This is a genomic window from Stutzerimonas stutzeri, from assembly GCF_024448895.1.
Taxonomy (GTDB): domain Bacteria; phylum Pseudomonadota; class Gammaproteobacteria; order Pseudomonadales; family Pseudomonadaceae; genus Stutzerimonas; species Stutzerimonas stutzeri_Q.
In genome coordinates this window covers 99,957-117,677 of sequence record NZ_JAMOIC010000004.1, presented here as the reverse complement: position 1 = coordinate 117,677, position 17,721 = coordinate 99,957, and the positions used below count along the sequence as shown (strand labels likewise).

The 17,721-nt window shown below is 60.2% G+C and carries 17 protein-coding genes; 6 read left to right on the top strand and 11 right to left on the bottom strand.

The genetic code is table 11. The annotated features are described in order from the left end of the window. Positions 1–17 precede the first annotated feature (17 nt). Positions 18–668, bottom strand: a complete 651-nt coding sequence (gene erdR / locus NA619_RS06345; RefSeq protein WP_255960944.1) for a response regulator transcription factor ErdR — start codon at positions 666–668, stop codon at positions 18–20. Positions 669–903: 235 nt separating this feature from the next. On the opposite strand from erdR, the gene NA619_RS06340 reads away from it, so the two are divergent. Next, complete coding sequence (locus NA619_RS06340; RefSeq protein WP_255960943.1) at positions 904–1,827, top strand: DMT family transporter; 924 nt, start codon at positions 904–906, stop codon at positions 1,825–1,827. 6 nt (positions 1,828–1,833) lie between these two features. Here the strand turns inward: NA619_RS06340 and NA619_RS06335 are convergent, their stop codons facing one another. After that, positions 1,834–2,550: a tRNA-uridine aminocarboxypropyltransferase gene (locus NA619_RS06335; RefSeq protein ID WP_255960942.1), complete on the bottom strand. Its 717-nt coding sequence runs from the start codon at positions 2,548–2,550 to the stop codon at positions 1,834–1,836. A gap of 116 nt (positions 2,551–2,666) precedes the next feature. On the opposite strand from NA619_RS06335, the gene NA619_RS06330 reads away from it, so the two are divergent. After that, complete coding sequence (locus tag NA619_RS06330; protein ID WP_255960941.1) at positions 2,667–3,059, top strand: PA3611 family quorum-sensing-regulated virulence factor; 393 nt, start codon at positions 2,667–2,669, stop codon at positions 3,057–3,059. A gap of 45 nt (positions 3,060–3,104) precedes the next feature. Here the strand turns inward: NA619_RS06330 and NA619_RS06325 are convergent, their stop codons facing one another. Beyond that, positions 3,105–5,510 carry a xylulose 5-phosphate 3-epimerase gene (locus NA619_RS06325; protein WP_255960940.1) on the bottom strand — a complete coding sequence of 802 codons (2,406 nt, stop codon included), beginning with the start codon at positions 5,508–5,510 and terminating at the stop codon, positions 3,105–3,107. A 130-nt stretch (positions 5,511–5,640) separates the two neighbouring features. Here NA619_RS06325 and NA619_RS06320 point away from each other — a divergent pair, with 130 nt between their 5' ends. Continuing rightward, a complete protein-coding gene (locus tag NA619_RS06320) occupies positions 5,641–7,047 on the top strand; it encodes an MBL fold metallo-hydrolase RNA specificity domain-containing protein (RefSeq protein WP_255960939.1) in 1,407 nt (468 codons plus the stop codon). A 232-nt stretch (positions 7,048–7,279) separates the two neighbouring features. After that, positions 7,280–8,353 (top strand): LOG family protein, encoded by a 1,074-nt coding sequence (locus tag NA619_RS06315; protein ID WP_255960938.1) that lies wholly within the window; start codon positions 7,280–7,282, stop codon positions 8,351–8,353. Between the two features lie 75 nt (positions 8,354–8,428). Here NA619_RS06315 and recX read toward each other — a convergent pair whose 3' ends face one another. From recX to NA619_RS06295, 4 genes are all read right to left on the bottom strand, one after another. Further along, a complete protein-coding gene (gene recX, locus NA619_RS06310) occupies positions 8,429–8,890 on the bottom strand; it encodes a recombination regulator RecX (RefSeq protein ID WP_255960937.1) in 462 nt (153 codons plus the stop codon). A gap of 5 nt (positions 8,891–8,895) precedes the next feature. Further along, positions 8,896–9,939: a recombinase RecA gene (gene recA / locus NA619_RS06305; protein WP_122165289.1), complete on the bottom strand. Its 1,044-nt coding sequence runs from the start codon at positions 9,937–9,939 to the stop codon at positions 8,896–8,898. A gap of 84 nt (positions 9,940–10,023) precedes the next feature. Continuing rightward, complete coding sequence (locus tag NA619_RS06300; RefSeq protein WP_255960936.1) at positions 10,024–10,524, bottom strand: CinA family protein; 501 nt, start codon at positions 10,522–10,524, stop codon at positions 10,024–10,026. Positions 10,525–10,614: 90 nt separating this feature from the next. Continuing rightward, a complete protein-coding gene (locus NA619_RS06295; protein ID WP_255961140.1) occupies positions 10,615–11,049 on the bottom strand; it encodes a potassium channel family protein in 435 nt (144 codons plus the stop codon). Between the two features lie 276 nt (positions 11,050–11,325). Here NA619_RS06295 and mutS point away from each other — a divergent pair, with 276 nt between their 5' ends. Further along, positions 11,326–13,899 carry a DNA mismatch repair protein MutS gene (gene mutS / locus NA619_RS06290; protein WP_255960935.1) on the top strand — a complete coding sequence of 858 codons (2,574 nt, stop codon included), beginning with the start codon at positions 11,326–11,328 and terminating at the stop codon, positions 13,897–13,899. A 131-nt stretch (positions 13,900–14,030) separates the two neighbouring features. Beyond that, positions 14,031–14,354 (top strand): ferredoxin FdxA, encoded by a 324-nt coding sequence (gene fdxA / locus NA619_RS06285; RefSeq protein ID WP_255960934.1) that lies wholly within the window; start codon positions 14,031–14,033, stop codon positions 14,352–14,354. Between the two features lie 56 nt (positions 14,355–14,410). On the opposite strand, the gene NA619_RS06280 is transcribed toward fdxA, so the two are convergent. From NA619_RS06280 to NA619_RS06265, 4 genes are all read right to left on the bottom strand, one after another. Beyond that, positions 14,411–14,602, bottom strand: a complete 192-nt coding sequence (locus NA619_RS06280; protein ID WP_255960933.1) for a CsbD family protein — start codon at positions 14,600–14,602, stop codon at positions 14,411–14,413. A gap of 112 nt (positions 14,603–14,714) precedes the next feature. Next, positions 14,715–15,707 (bottom strand): lysylphosphatidylglycerol synthase transmembrane domain-containing protein, encoded by a 993-nt coding sequence (locus NA619_RS06275; RefSeq protein WP_255960932.1) that lies wholly within the window; start codon positions 15,705–15,707, stop codon positions 14,715–14,717. After that, the gene (locus NA619_RS06270) at positions 15,704–16,468 is read right to left on the bottom strand and encodes a DUF2334 domain-containing protein (protein ID WP_255960931.1); all 765 of its coding nucleotides are present in this window, start codon (positions 16,466–16,468) and stop codon (positions 15,704–15,706) included. Before NA619_RS06270 ends, NA619_RS06275 begins: the two co-directional genes overlap by 4 nt. After that, complete coding sequence (locus tag NA619_RS06265) at positions 16,461–17,576, bottom strand: glycosyltransferase family 4 protein (RefSeq protein ID WP_255960930.1); 1,116 nt, start codon at positions 17,574–17,576, stop codon at positions 16,461–16,463. Before NA619_RS06265 ends, NA619_RS06270 begins: the two co-directional genes overlap by 8 nt. Positions 17,577–17,721: the final 145 nt, after the last annotated feature.

Sequence of the window (17,721 nt, the reverse complement as noted above, 5' to 3'; positions counted from 1 at the left end):
CGTACGGTGTTCTGGCGTCAGTTGCTGGGAATGGAGCCCATTTGCTGCAACAGAAGTGCAGCCTGGGTTCTGGTACGAACCCCAAGCTTGCGGAAGATTGCGGTGACGTGCGCCTTGATGGTTGCCTCGGAAACGCTGAGTTCATAGGCGATCTGCTTGTTCAGCAGCCCGTCGCACACCATCGTCAGCACGCGAAATTGTTGCGGCGTGAGGCTTGCGAGCCCTTCGCTGGCTGCTTTGGCTTCCGGACTGACATGGGCCACATCGTCAATATTGCTTGGCCACCAGACGTCACCGTCGAGGACCATTCGAACCGCTTCTTGAATGGTTTCGAGCGAGCTCGACTTCGGAATGAAACCGCTGGCCCCAAACTCGCGCGACCGAGCAACGACGGCAGCATCTTCCTGAGCGGAAATCATAACTACCGGCAGTTGGGGGTACTGGCCCCTGAGCAATACGAGCCCGGAAAACCCATAGGCTCCCGGCATGTTCAAGTCCAGCAACACCAGATCCCAATCCGTAGTGCGGGTCAGTTGGGCTTCCAGTTCAGCGATGCTGGCCGCTTCGGATAACCGAACCCCATCGCCCAAGCCAAGCGTCAGCGCTTGCTGAAGGGCACTGCGAAACAGCGGATGATCGTCGGCGATAAGGATTTCGTAAGCAGCCATGGCGGACCTATAGTTTTTATTGGCGCTTTCACCAGACCGAGCAAAATGCCGACATCAGGACGGCAATGAACTGCAACATGCTCGGAGGTGGACTGCGGTGATGATATCGCGCCACCACCGGAATTTCGATCATCGCTCAGAATTTAATGAGGCAGCTATCTAGTGCGGCGGCGAAGCTGTGGCCAAGCGCCGCGCTTTGAGGCACAGTCCGCAGCTTTTCGAAAAGAGTCCAGACATGCGCAAACAAGCCCTTCGCGCTGATTCCCTTATGCTCATCACTGCCATGATCTGGGGAAGCGGATTTGTCGCGCAGCGGATCGGGATGGATAACCTTGGGCCGTTCCTCTTCACCGGCTTGCGTTTCGCACTGGGGGCGATCGTTCTGATGCCGCTGTTGCTTCATCAAGGGCGCGGTGCGGCACGCCACGAGCCGTTCTTACAGCGCGGACTGCTGTTGGGCGGGCTGAGCATGGGGTTGGCGCTGACCCTCGGCATCAACCTGCAGCAGGTCGGTCTGATGTTCACCAGCGTCACCAATTCGGGCTTCATCACCGGCCTCTATGTCATCGTCGTCCCGCTCCTCGGGCTGGCCATTGGACAAAAGACCGGCACGGGCACGTGGCTGGGCGCGGTGCTCGCAGTCCTCGGCATGGCGCTGCTCAGTATCGACGAGAACTTCCAGGTCGCGTCGGGTGACTGGATTCAGCTAGCGGGCGCTTTCGTGTGGGGCGTTCACGTCTTGCTGGTGAGCTTTTTTGTCGGCCGCCATGACGCAATCCGCCTGGCCTTTCTACAATTCGTCACCTGCGCAATCGTCAGCCTGGTATTGGCAGCCATCTTCGAACAATCCAGTTTGAACAGCATCTGGCTCGCCGCACCCGCATTGATCTACGGAGGGATGTTTGCCGTAGGCGTGGGTTATACCCTGCAGGTCGTGGCGCAGAAGCACGCGATTGCCTCCCACGCAGCCATCATCCTGTCGCTCGAAGCGGTGTTCGCAGCAATAGCCGGCGCCTGGCTGCTCGATGAAAGCCTCGACCTGCGAGGCTACCTCGGATGTGCGTTAATGTTCGGCGGCATGCTCATCGCGCAGCTCTGGCCGCGCAAGCGCCTTCCTGCGGTCGTGGCAGATGAGATCGCGCCAACCGCCAGGCACTGATCACGCTCAACGCTGGCCCAGCGCGCTGAGCGCCCGATGGGTGGCGTCGTCCATGTCAGGCGTTCGGTGGTATTTGGCGCCCAGATAATGGTCCGTGAAGGCATCGAGCCAATTATCCAGAGCGCCAGCTGCCAGATTGTCTCCAACCAGTCCCAGGCAGAGCGCGGCCACTTCGGCAGTACATAGGTGTTCGCTACGGGTCGAGCGGCGCAGACGATAGCGGGAGACCACATCAGCCTGCAGGCTCAACACCGGAAGCTGGTTCAGGTACGGGCTTTTACGAAACATCTTCCGTGCTTCCGTCCAGGTCGCATCGAGCAGAATGAACAGTGGCCGCTTGCCGGCCTTCGGCTCTACGAGCGAAATCACTCGATCGGGCTCAGCGTACTCGCCTGGAAAGACCACCATGGGCTGATATTGAGGGTCGGACAGCAGCGCCAGTAAGGCTGGATCCACAGCAGTCCGCTTCCAGGTGAACGCATGGGTGTCGCTCACGATATCGGCTATCAGCCATCCAGTATTGCTCGGCTTCAGCGGCTCGACATCGTGCATGATCAGGCACACAGCGCTATTGGCTGACACGCGCGGCATCAAGCTGCACAGACAATGGCTAGGCGCCACGCGGCAGCGTACACAGCGGACCCCGCGCGATCCCCTGGCTACAAAAGGCTTGGCACTTTGAGCCAGGCGAGCTTCACGCAAACGAGCTACGGCATGCGGCATGGGAAAAGGTCTGTCTGGACGGAGCGGCAGTTTACCAGCCAGACCGGAAACCATGGGCAAGCTGAACCGCGCAGAAACCCGCGGGTCGAACGACGGCAGTCATCAGGAGATCACCTATGTACCGTCTGACCACCCTATTCACGCTCTGCCTCGCCCTGCCCTTCGCCCATACCGCGTCCGCGCAGGATCAAGCGCTCGGCCCGCTGCTCGACAAGGTTGCCCGCGAAAGCAGCGTAGGCACGCCGCGCGCCATCAACTCCGACCTCCTTGACGAAGGCTATAGCGTTGACGGCAATGAGCTGGTCAACCACTTGAGCGTCCAACCGCGTCACGCCGCACAGATGCGTGACAATCCAACACAGGTTCGCACTCAGCTAGCCACCAGTGTCTGCAGCAATGACGGTCTGCGCCAGCTCATGGCCCAGGGTGCGGTTTTGCGCTTCGAGTTCAAGGAGTACGAGACCAAAAACCCGATCACCACCGAGCGCTACCGTTCAGGCGACTGCTGAGCATCGTCAGCCGCGGGCGGCCACGCGCTACCCGCGACGCCCCATCTAGCGCAACACCCGAGGGTCGCCTTTTCCTGCAACCGCAGCGGCCTCGTCAGGCTTGAGCAACGAAGTGCGTGGCACATCGAGAAGTCGTGCGCAGGCCGCAAGTACGTTGGCCCATGAGGCTCGATTGGCGAACTGCATACCGGCTTCATCCAGTGTGCCGCCACGATTCCGGTAGCCCAGTACAGAGTTCCGCCGCACATCTGGCAGAATCGGCCAGAGGTGACCGCGCGCCACTTCTGGTCGCATGTGCGTTAGCAGCACGCGCATCTCCATCTGTTCCGGGAATAGCCGTTCGGCAACGCCATCCGCCGCCAGCGCGTCGATCTCCCAGCGATCCCGCGGCGCCCTGAAACGCCCAGGCTCTTGCAGGTATATCAAACGATAAGCCACTCCCGCTTCACTCAAGCGAGCAGCGGCACGTTGCATTTCGGAGAGCTGGTAACTGCCGTTGGCGATCAATAGAAGAGGATCAACCCCAAGCCGCTCATCGACGATGATGGCACCGTCCCGAGCCAACTGCTCGGCCTGCGCCTGGCTGAATACCGCTGGGCGCTCCCGTTTGGGCATGACCAGGCAAGCCAGGGTGCCACGCGCCAGATAGATCGAGGGAAGCAAAGCCAGCGCGCTGTTATGGTCCGCCGGAAACAGGACCCTCGCCATATCGCTCATCTCACCCAACAGGGCTTCGCAAAAGGTGGTGTCCTGGTGCGACTGCTGGTTCTTGCCGTTTTCCCAAGTATGCGAGGTAGCGATGATCGGCCAGCCTAGCCAACCAGCCGGGCGCTCAACTTCCTTCTGTTGGCGGGAAAAGATGAGGCTCTGCCGGACCGCGCCGAGCATTTTCACGCAGAAGGCTTCATAGCTTGCGACCAGATTCAAACCGCCCTGATTGGCCAGGCAGGCCGATACCACCGCCTCTTCATTCAGCGCGGTGATCACCTTTCCGTCCACGGCCTCGAACTCGCTTTCCGGATCGACTACCCGATGCTTTAGCGCCTTGAGCACGCCACCGAGGCGATTGCTCGCCAACTCATCGGGATTACCTACGCGTGGGCGCAACGATGGATTGGCCCGGGCCAATTCGACGAAGAAGTCATCTACTGCGCTCATGGGCGAGCAGGCCTCGTCTCGATAAATGAGTGCCGGCATCACAGGCGCAGCCGGTCGCCTCATGGCCAACGTGTTGTCACGCTCGGCCGGGCGCCCACGCCGGGACTGCGCCAACAGGTCCCGTGCCGCTCCGAGCTCCGCCCTGGGCACGAAAAGCGGCGCTGCATGGCTATTGAATAACTCACGGGCACGTTCATCTATGTGTGGATTGCCGGGCAACGGCAAGTTATGCGCCGCGTTGCTACCTGCGCCATAGAAGCCGAACCCTTTGACTGTCTCGGCAATGCCGTAGGGAATTGGTAGCGGATAACGAAGCAGCCCCCGGGCCTTTTCTTCAATGCGACGGGCCAGGCGCTGTTCCATTTCCCAGAGAATGCAAACAAACGCAGCAGGATCGCGCCCATCGAAGGTGATCGGATCAAACCCGCAACGACTCAGGTGCTGGCGGAACCCCTCGAGACCTTCGTGCGTGCCCAGCTGGGTTCGCTGCTCGATGCGCCGACCGTTGGCGATCATGATCGGCAAGGCCACCCCGCAATCCTCAGCGCGCCACCAGCGTGGGATCCAGTCACTGCCGCGCTGCTCTTCGGCTGCGCCATCAGATAGAAACGCCACCAGCGTCTCGCCAGGGAGCGGCATATGGGCGTATTGAAGCTCAGCAAAGCCGAGGTAGCCACCCTCGGCGATACCACCACCGGTGTGTGCGTTGACGTGGCTACCGATCGGTGCAGACGGACTGCCGTCAGCGCCCTGAGCGTAACCGTAAAAATCCTCCAGCAAACGATTCAGACCAACCTCACCGCCGCCATAGGCCTGCGCCTGCTCGGGATGCAGATTGTCCGTCAGCACGTTCAGCGCCTCTATCGCCGCCACGCAATGGCCCTGTCCCATCATCCAGGCGCGGGTACTGCCGGTCAGTGCATTCAGCCCGAGATAGCCGGCGTATGCCGGGACCATATTCAGCGATCCGCCGGTGTGCCCTTCGGGTGACGCCTTGAAATCCTCGGCCACGAGCGCTTCGCCATCGAGCCTTACGCGACGGGCATAGGTCATGTGCACCACGAGCCAGAGACCAGCCGAACCGATCCGATCGATAGCTTGCAACAGCCGATACACATCAGCGACGTCTTGCTGATGCCCCGCCTGCACCAGCTGGTGGGCCAGACGAAACACGGCCGCCTGGGTTTCCAGCGCGTGCTCGAACGGACCGTAACCGGCTCGCCAGCGGGCAAACTCAGGCTGTGTTTCAGCGTGCCGGTCCAGCTCGGCAAGACTGGGGAGTAACTGGTTCATGTGGCGCTCCATTGAGTGGCGGTTGCAACAGTCTAGTCAGCGTTCCTGCCGCTCTCTCTGATATGCATCAAGACGCACCCTTACGGAAATCTGCACACTCCGTTCTACATCCAGCATGGAGACGCCGCTCATGGCTCTGCTCAGTTTTCTAGGCGCAATACAACAGGTGACCGGGTCCTGCTATCTCATCGAGACACACGCCGGGGCCCGTGTATTGCTCGACTGCGGCATGCGTCAAGGGCGTCGCCAGGAAGAAGAAGGCAACCGGGCGGGCTTCGCTTTCGATCCGAAAACGCTGGATGCGGTAGTGCTGTCTCACGCACACATCGACCATAGCGGCGTGTTACCGAAGCTTGTGGCGGCCGGCTTCGACGGCCCGATTCACGCCACTGACGCGACCTGCAAGCTGGTCGAGCTGATGCTGCTCGACTCGGCGAGCATTCAGGAAAAGGACGCCGAGTGGGAGAATAAATGGCGAGCCCGGCTCGGCAAAACTGCGATCGAGCCGCTTTACACGCGGATCGATGCCGAACGCATGCTCAAGTTACGAGAACCGCATGGCTACGGCGAAACCTTCGAAGCGGCACCGGGGATAAGCGTGACCCTGTTCGATGCCGGGCACATTCTTGGCTCGGCCATCGTGCAAGCCGATGTCGAAGACTTCGGCGAGAAACGCCGCCTCGTATTCTCCGGCGATCTTGGCAATGCCACCGCCCCGCTCATGCATCGCCCTACCCCACTTCAAAAAGCCGATGTTCTGCTCATGGAGTCGACCTATGGCGATCGCGATCACCGTGATCATGAGGCTACCATCGAGGAGCTCGCCGACATCCTCCAGCAGGCCCATCTGGACGGCGGAAACGTGCTGATGCCCTCATTTGCAGTGGGCCGTACCCAAGACCTCATCTATTACCTCGGACTGCTCTATCAACAAGGCCGCGTCCCTCAGCAGAACGTCTTCCTCGACAGCCCAATGGCCATCGGCGCGAACGCTATCTATTCACTGTTCCGAGACCAGCTGGAAATAGATGCGATGTTGCCAGGTGCGCTGGATGGGCGTAGTGCTCACATCGAGAAATGGCTACCGATATTGCGAGCGACCCCGACCCCCGAAGAATCAATGTCGATCAATCGTTTCAAGAGCGGCGCAATCATCATTGCCGGTAGCGGCATGTGCAGCGGCGGCCGCATCCTCCACCACTTCAAACACAATCTATGGCGAAACGAGTGCCACCTCATAATCCCTGGCTTCCAGGCGCGAGGCACCCTGGGACGTGCCATCGTTGATGGTGCGAAGACGGTCAAACTGCTGCATCAGCGCATCGCGGTGAACGCCAAGGTCCATACGCTGGGTGGATTCTCAGCGCACGCAGGCCAATCACAATTGATCGAATGGGCCAGCCATTTCACACCAATGCCCGAGCTGTACCTTGTTCATGGTGAACGAGAAAAGATGCTATCGCTGCAGCAGGTGCTGAGCGACCGCCTGAACTGGCAAGCAAACATCCCGGAACCCGGCGACCGCATCGCGCTCTGATGCCGTCTACGCCCGGGCTAACCTCGCTCCCTTGAAACACGGTGCAGCCATCAATGACCGTAGCTGTCGTGCGCTGCGCCCCGACAGCCATTCAGCCCGGGCACTCTGCTGATAGGCTTAGCCAAGGTGTCAGGACTGGATGCGTTACGCAGACACCTGATTTCACGTGATGCGGGCACATAGCTGTGCGGCATAGAGCAAGCCTCAACTGCCACTACATGGGAGACGCCGTATGCCTTTCGATCCAGACGACTATCTGTCGCGGCATTTCAAGACCAGTGGCGCGGAGCTGACCAAGAAGATCGACGAACTGATCGCTCTCGTCGTTCCGCCCAGCAGCCAGAACCTTCCGCTGTATCGAGAAATGCTGGTGACCGTCATGCGCATGGCACAGGCAGACCGCAGCCGCTGGGATGCCAAGATCCTGCTACAGACCATGCGCGAGATGGAGCATGCATTCAGCCGTCTCGATCAGTTCAAGCGTCGCCGCAAGGTTACGGTTTTCGGCTCGGCCCGCACCCCTATCGAGCACCCGCTATATGCCCTGGCTCGCGAACTCGGGGAAACGCTGGCCCGTTATGACCTGATGGTCATAACGGGTGCCGGCGGTGGCATCATGGCAGCCGCGCACGAGGGCGCCGGCACGGACAACAGCCTTGGCCTGAACATAACCCTGCCCTTCGAACAACGCGCCAACTCCACCGTGGATGGCACCGACCATCTGCTGTCCTTCCACTTCTTCTTCGTTCGCAAACTGTTCTTCATTAAAGAAGCGGACGGCCTGGTCCTTTGTCCCGGCGGGTTCGGCACGCTGGACGAGACGCTGGAGGTACTGACACTTGTTCAAACGGGCAAGAGCCCCCTGGTGCCAATCGTGTTGCTTGATGAACCGGGCGGCACTTTCTGGAAGGACGCACTGAGCTTCATGCGTCATCAGCTGGAGGGCAATCGCTATATCCTGCCTACCGATATGCGTCTGATGCGACTGGTGGACAATGCCGAAGACGCGGCGGCGGAGATCGATCACTTCTACAGCAACTTCCACTCCAGCCGCTGGCTAAAAGATAGGTTCGTCATGCGCATGAATCACGTGCTTACCGAACAGGCACTTGCACACATGAACGAGGCGTTCGCCGACCTATGTCTGAGGGATCGATTCGAGCAGCAACCGTGCTGCGAGATGGAGCTGGACGAGCCAGAACTGCAGCCGTTACCTCGGCTTAGCTTCGTCTTCAACGGTCGAGACCATGGACGTCTTCGCGAGCTGACAGACTTCATCAATGCAAAACAAAACTGGCGGGATTGAGAGAGATTAAATCCAGGAAGGGTGAAACGGACTCTCGAGAAGGCCGGTGGCCTATCCGGGCGAGACCCTTGCCGATCAATCGAAAGAGCCACCTCGCAGCAAGCGGCCCACCATCTCCAAGGAGTAACCCCGATAACTCAGAAAGCGGCCCTGGCGAGCCCTTTCGCGTTGATCACCAGGCAGTTCGCCAAACTTACGTTGCCATACATCGTAGAGCTGAACGTTCCAGTCAAAACCACTGTCTCGCAGGGCCTGCTCTATTGCCTCTCTCGACAAGCCTCGCTGGGAAAGTTCTTCGCGGATGCGCAAGGGGCCATAACCCGCATTCGCCCGCATCCGCACGTAGCTTTCGAGGTAGCGCGCGTCGCTTAACAGGCCTTCTTCAGCCAGCCTATCCAGCGCCGGCTCAATAAGCTCGGCAGGCGCCCCACGCAGTCGCAACTTACGCCCAAGCTCGACACGACCATGTTCACGCCGGGCCAGCAAATCCATGGCTGCCCGCCGCACAGCGGCGGGGCTGTCGAGCACAACAGGCATACGGATCAGAGATCGGCTTCGGCCAGGTCTTCGGTAACCGGGTTGGCCTTGGTGTTCGGCGCAACGACCAGCAACTTGTCGCGGATCTGTTGCTCGATTTCGCGACCGATCTCGACGTTTTCTTCCAAGAATTTGGCCGCATTGGCCTTACCTTGTCCGATCTTGTTGCCCTTGTAGGCATACCAAGCGCCGGACTTCTCGACCAGCCCCTGCTGCACGCCAAGATCGATGACCTCGCCATTGCGGTAAATGCCCTTGCCATACAGGATCTGGAACTCAGCCTGACGGAACGGTGGCGCTACCTTGTTCTTGACGACCTTGACCCGCGTTTCGCTACCGACCACTTCGTCGCCTTCTTTCACCGCGCCAGTGCGGCGGATGTCGAGACGGACCGACGCGTAGAACTTAAGTGCGTTACCGCCGGTGGTGGTTTCCGGACTACCGAACATCACACCGATCTTCATACGGATCTGGTTGATGAAGATCACCAGGCAATTGGCGTTCTTGATATTACCGGTGATCTTGCGCAGCGCCTGGGACATCAGACGCGCCTGCAGACCCACGTGGGTATCGCCCATTTCGCCTTCGATTTCGGCCTTTGGCACCAGCGCAGCAACCGAGTCGACGATGATTACGTCGACTGCGTTGGAGCGCACCAGCATGTCGGTGATTTCCAGTGCCTGCTCACCAGTATCTGGCTGGGATACCAGCAAGTCGTCGACGTTGACGCCGAGCTTGCCAGCGTAATCGGGATCAAGCGCGTGCTCGGCATCGACGAAGGCACAGGTGGCGCCCATCTTTTGCGCTTCGGCGATAACCGAAAGAGTCAGAGTGGTCTTACCCGAAGACTCCGGGCCGTAGATCTCGACGATTCGGCCCTTGGGCAGTCCTCCGATGCCGAGCGCAATGTCCAGGCCCAGCGAACCAGTGGAAATAGAGGGAATAGCCTGGCGATCATGATCGCCCATACGCATGACCGCGCCCTTACCGAACTGCTTTTCGATCTGGCCCAAGGCAGCAGCCAAGGCGCGCTTCTTGTTCTCGTCCATTACAATCCTCACTTGATCAAGAGGGCCAGAGGCCACGACAACTGTATAAGTAGACAGTATTAGAGCATAGGCAAAAACGACCGCCTAGCCCTCAATTGGATTTTCTCCGGACACCAGCCGGATCAATCCGACGAGTGCCGCTTCCACGCTCCTTTCGCGCACGGCTTGCCGATCACCGCTGAACTGGAAGCGCCGGGCGCACCCTTGCTCACCGCAGGCCCAGGCCAGCCACACGGTTCCAACCGGTTTCTCTGGCGAACCGCCTCCAGGCCCCGCCACACCACTGACAGCCACTGCGTAACGAGCGCCACTAGACTGTTGGGCGCCGTGCACCATGGCTTCCACCACCTCACGACTGACGGCGCCCACTTCGGAAAAAAGCTGTTCGGGCACCTGCAGTTGCCGGGTCTTCTGCGCGTTGGAATACGTGACGAAGCCCGCTTCGAACCAGGCGGAACTGCCCGCGATACGCGTGATTGCTTCAGCAATCCCGCCACCGGTGCAGGACTCGGCGGTGGTTACCTGTGCCGATTGTGCTTGCAGCGCGGCGCCTAGGCGCGCGGCGAGATCGGTCGTGGACGTCATGAGAAAACTCCAATGCGGCAATGTCAGGCGACTACCTTAGCAGGCAATCTTCAGCGCCTGGTCGACGCTCTAGCCTGATCACGGGTCGAGCTATCGGGGCTCGCTGCCATCCCAATACCGCTGCATTTCGAGAAACAGAAACGAGGCGGTCCAGGTGATGAGCACCAGTCCGGTCAGCGCCTCGATGCCGGTCAGGAATCTGATCGGACCCAGTGGGTGGATGTCGCCGAAGCCAAGCGTGGTGAAAGTCGTGAACGAAAAGTAGACGCAGTCCATCAGCCCGCCATCGACGTTGCCGGACAGCTCACCCCAGCCTGGCAGCCGACTCATGAAAAAATAGGCGAAGGCGAAAATCCAGACCTCCACGGCGTGCGCCATGAGCGCGCCACAGACGCCGAATACGATTCCGACTCGATGATTGAAGCGCGGCTTGCCCCTGCGGCTCGATAGGCGCAACAGAAACTCGTAGTGAACCCCGACGACAGTCGCGACGATCAGCACGTTCACCAGCCCGACGATGATCAGGCTGGGTGCGGTTTCCAGGGCCTGCGTGAATTCTGCCATCAAAGATATCCAACAGTGGCTGATAGGGCTGACGCAAGAATACGCTGCCACCTGCGCTGGATAGCAAACGCCGTACGCGTCGGCGAGCCATCGATACGACCGCAGCGCATGCTAACCTTGCCGGTTTTATCCGGCCGGCAAAAGCATGATCGCCGGCCTGTGCTCGCGACAGGATTTCGTCCCGAGCCGCAGCCGCAAGCATGCCCGCCTTCAACTCAAGTCAAAGTATCGAACCATATGTCGTCACAAGACCTGTCCCATCACACGCCCATGATGCAACAGTACTGGAAGCTCAAGCGCGAGCATCCGGAACAACTGATGTTCTACCGCATGGGCGACTTCTATGAGCTGTTCTATGACGACGCCAAGAAGGCCGCCAAGCTGTTGGACATCACGCTGACCGCCCGTGGCCAATCGGGTGGCAATGCGATACCCATGGCAGGGATCCCCTTCCACTCTGCCGAAGGCTATCTCAGCCGTTTGGTAAAGCTCGGCGAGTCGGTGGTGATCTGCGAGCAGATCGGCGATCCGGCAACCAGTAAAGGGCCAGTTGAGCGGCAGGTCGTGCGCATCATCACGCCCGGTACGGTGAGTGATGAAGCCTTGCTGGACGAGCACCGCGACAACCTGCTCGCAGCAGTGGTGGGCGACGAGAAACTGTTCGGGCTGTCGGTGCTGGACATCACCAGCGGCCGATTCAGCGTGCAGGAATTTGGAGGATGGGAAACGCTGCTGGCCGAGGTGGAGCGCCTGAACCCGGCAGAACTGATGATTCCTGATGACTGGCCAGCCGGTCTGCCGATCGAGAAACGCCGTGGCGTACACCGCCGAGCACCCTGGGACTTTGATCGTGACAGCGGCTTCAAAGGACTTTGTCAGCAATTCGGCACCCAGGACCTTAAAGGCTTCGGCTGTGAGAAGCTCACACTGGCAATCGGCGCGGCGGGTTGCCTGCTGACCTATGCCAAGGAAACCCAGCGTACTGCGCTGCATCACCTGCGCAGCCTGCGCCATGAGCGCCTCGACGACACAGTGATTCTCGACGGCGCGACCCGACGCAACCTCGAACTGGACATCAACCTTGGCGGAGGGCGTGATAACACCCTGCAATCGGTGGTCGACCGCTGCCAGACGGCGATGGGCAGCCGACTACTCAGTCGCTGGCTCAACCGCCCGTTGCGCGACCGCAGCATCCTGGAGGCGCGTCAGGACTCGATCACGTGCCTGCTCGAGCACTACCGCTTCGAGCAGATCCAGCCCCAGCTGAAAGAAATCGGCGACCTCGAACGCATCCTGGCGCGGATCGGGCTGCGTAACGCGCGCCCCCGTGACCTTGCACGACTGCGCGATGCTCTCGCCGCCCTGCCCCAGCTGCAGGTCGGCATGCAGGAGCTGGTTGCGCCTCATCTGATCGAACTGGCTGGCATCATCCGGACGTATCCCGAGCTGGCCGAATTGCTGGCCAAGGCGATTATCGACAATCCACCGGCGGTAATTCGCGAAGGTGGCGTGCTGAAAACCGGTTACGACGCTGAGCTGGACGAGCTGCAATCCCTCTCGGAGAACGCGGGCCAGTATCTGATGGATCTGGAAACCCGTGAAAAAGCCCGCACGGGATTGGCCAACCTCAAGGTTGGCTACAACCGTGTGCATGGCTACTTCATCGAACTGCCGAGCAAGCAGGCCGAATCCGCGCCCGCTGACTACATCCGCCGCCAGACGCTCAAGGGTGCCGAGCGATTCATCACGCCGGAGCTGAAGGAATTCGAAGACAAGGCGCTGTCAGCGAAAAGTCGTGCGCTGGCTCGGGAAAAACAGCTGTACGAAGAATTGCTGGAGCGCTTGATCGGGCATCTCGCACCGCTACAGGACAGCGCCGCCGCGCTGGCCGAATTGGACGTCCTCAGCAACCTCGCCGAACGGGCGCTTACGCTGGACCTCAATCGCCCCCGCTTCGTCGAACATCCCTGCATGCACATCGAGCAGGGCCGCCATCCGGTGGTCGAGCAAGTCCTGCAAACGCCATTCGTGGCAAACGATCTCGATCTCGATGACGACACCCGCATGCTGGTCATCACCGGCCCGAACATGGGCGGCAAGTCGACCTACATGCGTCAGACTGCCCTGATCGTGTTGCTCGCACAGATAGGAAGCTTCGTTCCGGCCAAAGCCTGTGAGCTGTCATTGGTGGATCGCATATTCACGCGTATCGGATCCTCGGACGACCTTGCCGGCGGCCGCTCCACATTCATGGTGGAGATGAGCGAAACCGCCAACATTCTGCACAACGCCAGCGACCTCAGCCTGGTGCTGATGGACGAAGTCGGTCGCGGCACCAGCACCTTCGATGGTCTATCCCTCGCCTGGGCCGCCGCTGAACACTTGGCCAAAACGCGGGCCTTCACATTGTTCGCAACGCACTATTTCGAACTGACCGTACTGCCGGAAAGCGAGCCGGTGGTGGCCAACGTGCATCTATCGGCTACCGAGCACAACGAACGCATCGTCTTCCTGCATCACGTGCTGCCGGGGCCGGCCAGCCAGAGTTATGGCCTCGCTGTAGCACAGCTTGCAGGCGTACCCGGTGAAGTCATCCAGCGCGCACGCGACCATCTGTCGCGGCTGGAAACCACCAGCCTGTCCCATGAAACGCCGAAGATGAGCGCCGGTCAGCCCGCGCCACCTATGCAGAACGACCTGTTTGCCAGCCTGCCGCACCCGGTCATCGAGGAATTGGGACGGATCAATCCCGATGATATGACCCCGCGTCAGGCACTGGACCTGCTATACAACCTGAAAACGCGAGTCTGACGGCTGCAAAAAAGCTGCTAGAATCGCGCGCATTTTTTGGATATAGGCGGCATTTGCCTGATGTCGCCATAGCCCTGCCGAACGGGGGCGTCATTGCAACGCCACCTGACACGCCCGAGGAGATAGCTAGAATGACCTTCGTCGTCACCGACAACTGCATCAAGTGCAAATACACCGACTGTGTGGAAGTCTGTCCGGTGGACTGCTTCTACGAAGGCCCGAACTTTCTGGTCATTCATCCTGACGAGTGCATCGATTGCGCACTCTGCGAGCCGGAGTGCCCTGCCCAGGCAATCTTCTCAGAAGATGAGGTACCGGATGATCAGCAGGAATACATTCAGCTGAACGCCGATCTGGCGGAAGTCTGGCCGAATATCACTGAGAAGAAGGATTCCCTTCCGGACGCGGAAGACTGGGACGGCGTGAAGGACAAGCTTCAGCATCTGGAACGCTGACCCGCCAGCCAGAAACAAAAATGCCCGCAGATGCGGGCATTTTTATTGGACATGCATCAGGTGCGATCTACGCCCTTCTTGATGGTGTCCTTGGCTTCGCCTTTGACCTGCTGCGCGTCGCCCTTCAGCTCCTGGCCACGGCCTTCGTTTTTCATACGCTCGTTGTCAGTCGCTTCACCGACGCCCTGCTTTGCCTTGCCAGCGGCTTCGTTGAGATTGCCTTTCATCTTATCTCCAGTACTGCTCATGGCGTTTACCTCTTGGCTTCATGGGTTACATAAAGTTGACCGGACGGCGACGGCGTTAGTTTCCTATTTCCGAGGAACGGTAGGCAGGCCTGCCTGAGCCTAGAGCGTCTGCTCAACGCTCACGCGCCTTGATCAGTCGATCGAATAGTGGCCTGCCAGCCAGATGCAGAAATAGCGGAGCGCCCACGATCAGGTAGAAGTAGTAGGTCACGAAGCGCCATATGAGGATCGCCGCAGCCGCAGTGGATTTGCCCACCAATGGCGTAAGCAGTGCGGCTGATGCCAACTCGGCACTGCCAGCGCCACCCGGCAGCAAACTCAACTGGCCGGCCGTCAGTGCCAATAGCTGCACGATGAACGTCCAGGCCCATGCCAACTGACTGCCCAGCCCTTGGAGGGTCAGATACAACACGCTGTAACGCAGCAGCCAGTGCAAGGTGGTCAGCAGGAACACTCCGAGCAGGATGGCTCGCGGCAGACGGAAACAATCGAGCAAGGCGTTGCGAAAGCTCAGCACTTTGCGCGCCCAGGAGCGCTTACGCGATCCCTTGACCCCCAACCGACTTACTACCCAACCGTTGAGCAGAACCACCTGCCGGTGAAACCGGCCCAGCAGCGCGAGCACCACCATAAGGCCAATGAGCAATGCGGCACTGAATCCAAGCAGGCTCGCGATATAGGCGTTAAGCGAATGGGTGACGGCGTAGATCAACACACCCACCAGCGCACAGGCGAAGAACAGCAGGTCGGTCAATTGCTCGACGGCATAAGTTGCTGTGCCCTTGGCTGGTGCTATGCCCTGCCGCAGCAGCAGGGCCATCATCGTCAGCGGCCCGCCGGCGCCGCCGGGTGTCGCGCAGATCGCGAACTCCGTGGCGATGACGACTCCAAGTGCGCGCCTCTGCCCTAGCCGGCGCTTGCCAATCAGCAGGCGTAGCCGCAGTGCGTTGAGATACCAGCCGAGCATGATCATGCTCAACATGGTCAGCAGCAGCCAGAAGGGAAACCGGAGCAGCCGCTCGAACAGCCCGCTGCCACCCAGCAATAACGGAATGGACCCCGCCACCAATAGCGCGCCGAGCAGCAACCACCAGCGACCACTCATGCCGCCGCACTCGGTACCAGCACATAGCGTTTCAGCCAGTCGATCTTGGTCGACGGACGCCGCCCCTCCTCCAGCAGGCGACTCAACAGATTCAGCCAGTAGCGCCGTGAGTAGTCATGACGCATATCGACCGGATGCAGGCCGAGACGCAGCACCGGCGCCTGTTTGTGGCGGGCGAGCAACTTCTCGCTGACCAGGCGCGACATGCCCCGTCGCCAGGCACTGCGCGCGCTCCACACCAGCCCTGGTGCCTCGATCGACTGGTAATCCGGCAGCAGGTAGAAGTGCCCGGGATCACTGGTGTAGCTCAGATTGGTGTCTGCCAGCGCCTGCCGTGCGCCAGGGCCCAGCAACCAGGCGGGCGCCACGAATCCATGCAGGGGCCAGTGGTTACGCGCGAACAGCTGCATGCCCTGTTCGAGGCGCAGCGCAGACTCATCCCGATCCAGCGGATAGAACTCGCCTTCGTGTGTGAAGACGCGGCGCATGAACCAGTCCCTCGGCGTGCGTGGAGCTGGCGCCTCGTCCGCGTGGTAGCAACCATGAAGAATCAGCTCGTCACCCCGCGCCAGGCGCGCATCGAGCATCCGGCGGAAATCGGGATGCGCATCGAGCGGGTTACGACGGTGGAAATCCGGGACCACCAGCCAGGAAATCGGAATCTGCCCCAGCGCATCGACAGCCTCGACGAAGGGTCTGTAGTCAGGCCAGGTTTCCGGCGCCACATCATGAAGCACCAGCATCAACGTGCGCTCAGCCATGTACGGCTACCGGCAGATCGGCAGTGCCCAGTACGGCGTGGTAATGCGTCAGCAGGCCCGCAATAACGGCGTCCCAGGCATGGTGCGACTCGACATGTTGCCGTGCCTGTGCCCCAAGCAGGCGAGGGTCATCTTCGAACAGTTCGCGTACGGTCTGCGCCATGGCCTGAGCGTCCAGCGGGCGGCAGAGCCGGCCGGTATGAAACGGCACCAGCTCCGGCAGCGCGCCCGCACGTGTAGCGATTACCGGGATGCCGCTGGCCATCGCTTCCAGCGCGACGAGGCCGAACGTTTCCTGATTGCCGGCGTGCAGTAGCACATCGCTGCTGGCCATGTAACGAGCCACATCAGCCGCCGGGCAGAATCGGTCGATAACCGAGACGTTCGCTGGAACGCGATGCGGCATGCTCGAACCGACCAACAACAGGTGATATGGCTTGCCCAGACGTCTTGCGGTCTCCAAAAGCACATCGATGTTTTTCTCTCTGGAGCCTCTCCCGGCAAAGATCATCAACCGGGTGTCATCCGCCAGACCTAGCTCCTGGAGAACTTGCGGGTCGCGCCTATCCGGTCGAAAGGTTTCAAGGTCCACGCCCAGCGGCTGGACGAAGACGTTGTCGACGCCGAGTGCTTTCAACTTTTCCGCCATTACCCGGCTCGGCGCCAGTACCCGATCGAAGCTGCTGTAAAGCCGCGAGACATAGCCGTTCAGGTTGCCGCCCAACCAGCCGCCGATCCGGTTGCTGACCAGCAGCGGCAGATCCGAGTGGTAGAAGCCGATGACCGGGACATCCAGACGCCGTCCGGCATCCAGCGCCGCCCATGCGGTCATGTAGGGATCGCCAACCTCGATCACATCCGGGCGCAATGCGCGCAGCTGATTTCGCCAGGGGGCACGTCGCACTGGGAACCGGTAGCCCTTGCCGAAGGGCAGCGCCGGTGCAGGAATCCTGTAGATCCCTCCGCTGTGGTTATAACTGTCGCCGGGTACCAGGATGCTGTGGCGAACCCCCGCATAAAGCTGCAAGCGACGGTGCTTGGCCTCGAGGTAGGTACGCACGCCACCACTGGCGGGTGCGTAAAACATGGTCATGTCGGCGATGTGCAAGATGAAGCGTCTCCATTAGGTCTCGATGCAACGCCATCAGGAGACGATTACTTGGCAGGGTCACAACCCAGTGCCGATGTAGTTCGCTCCTGAAAGATTCTGCAATGAAATCAATGGACCATAGCCTTCGACCGTTGTTCGCAAC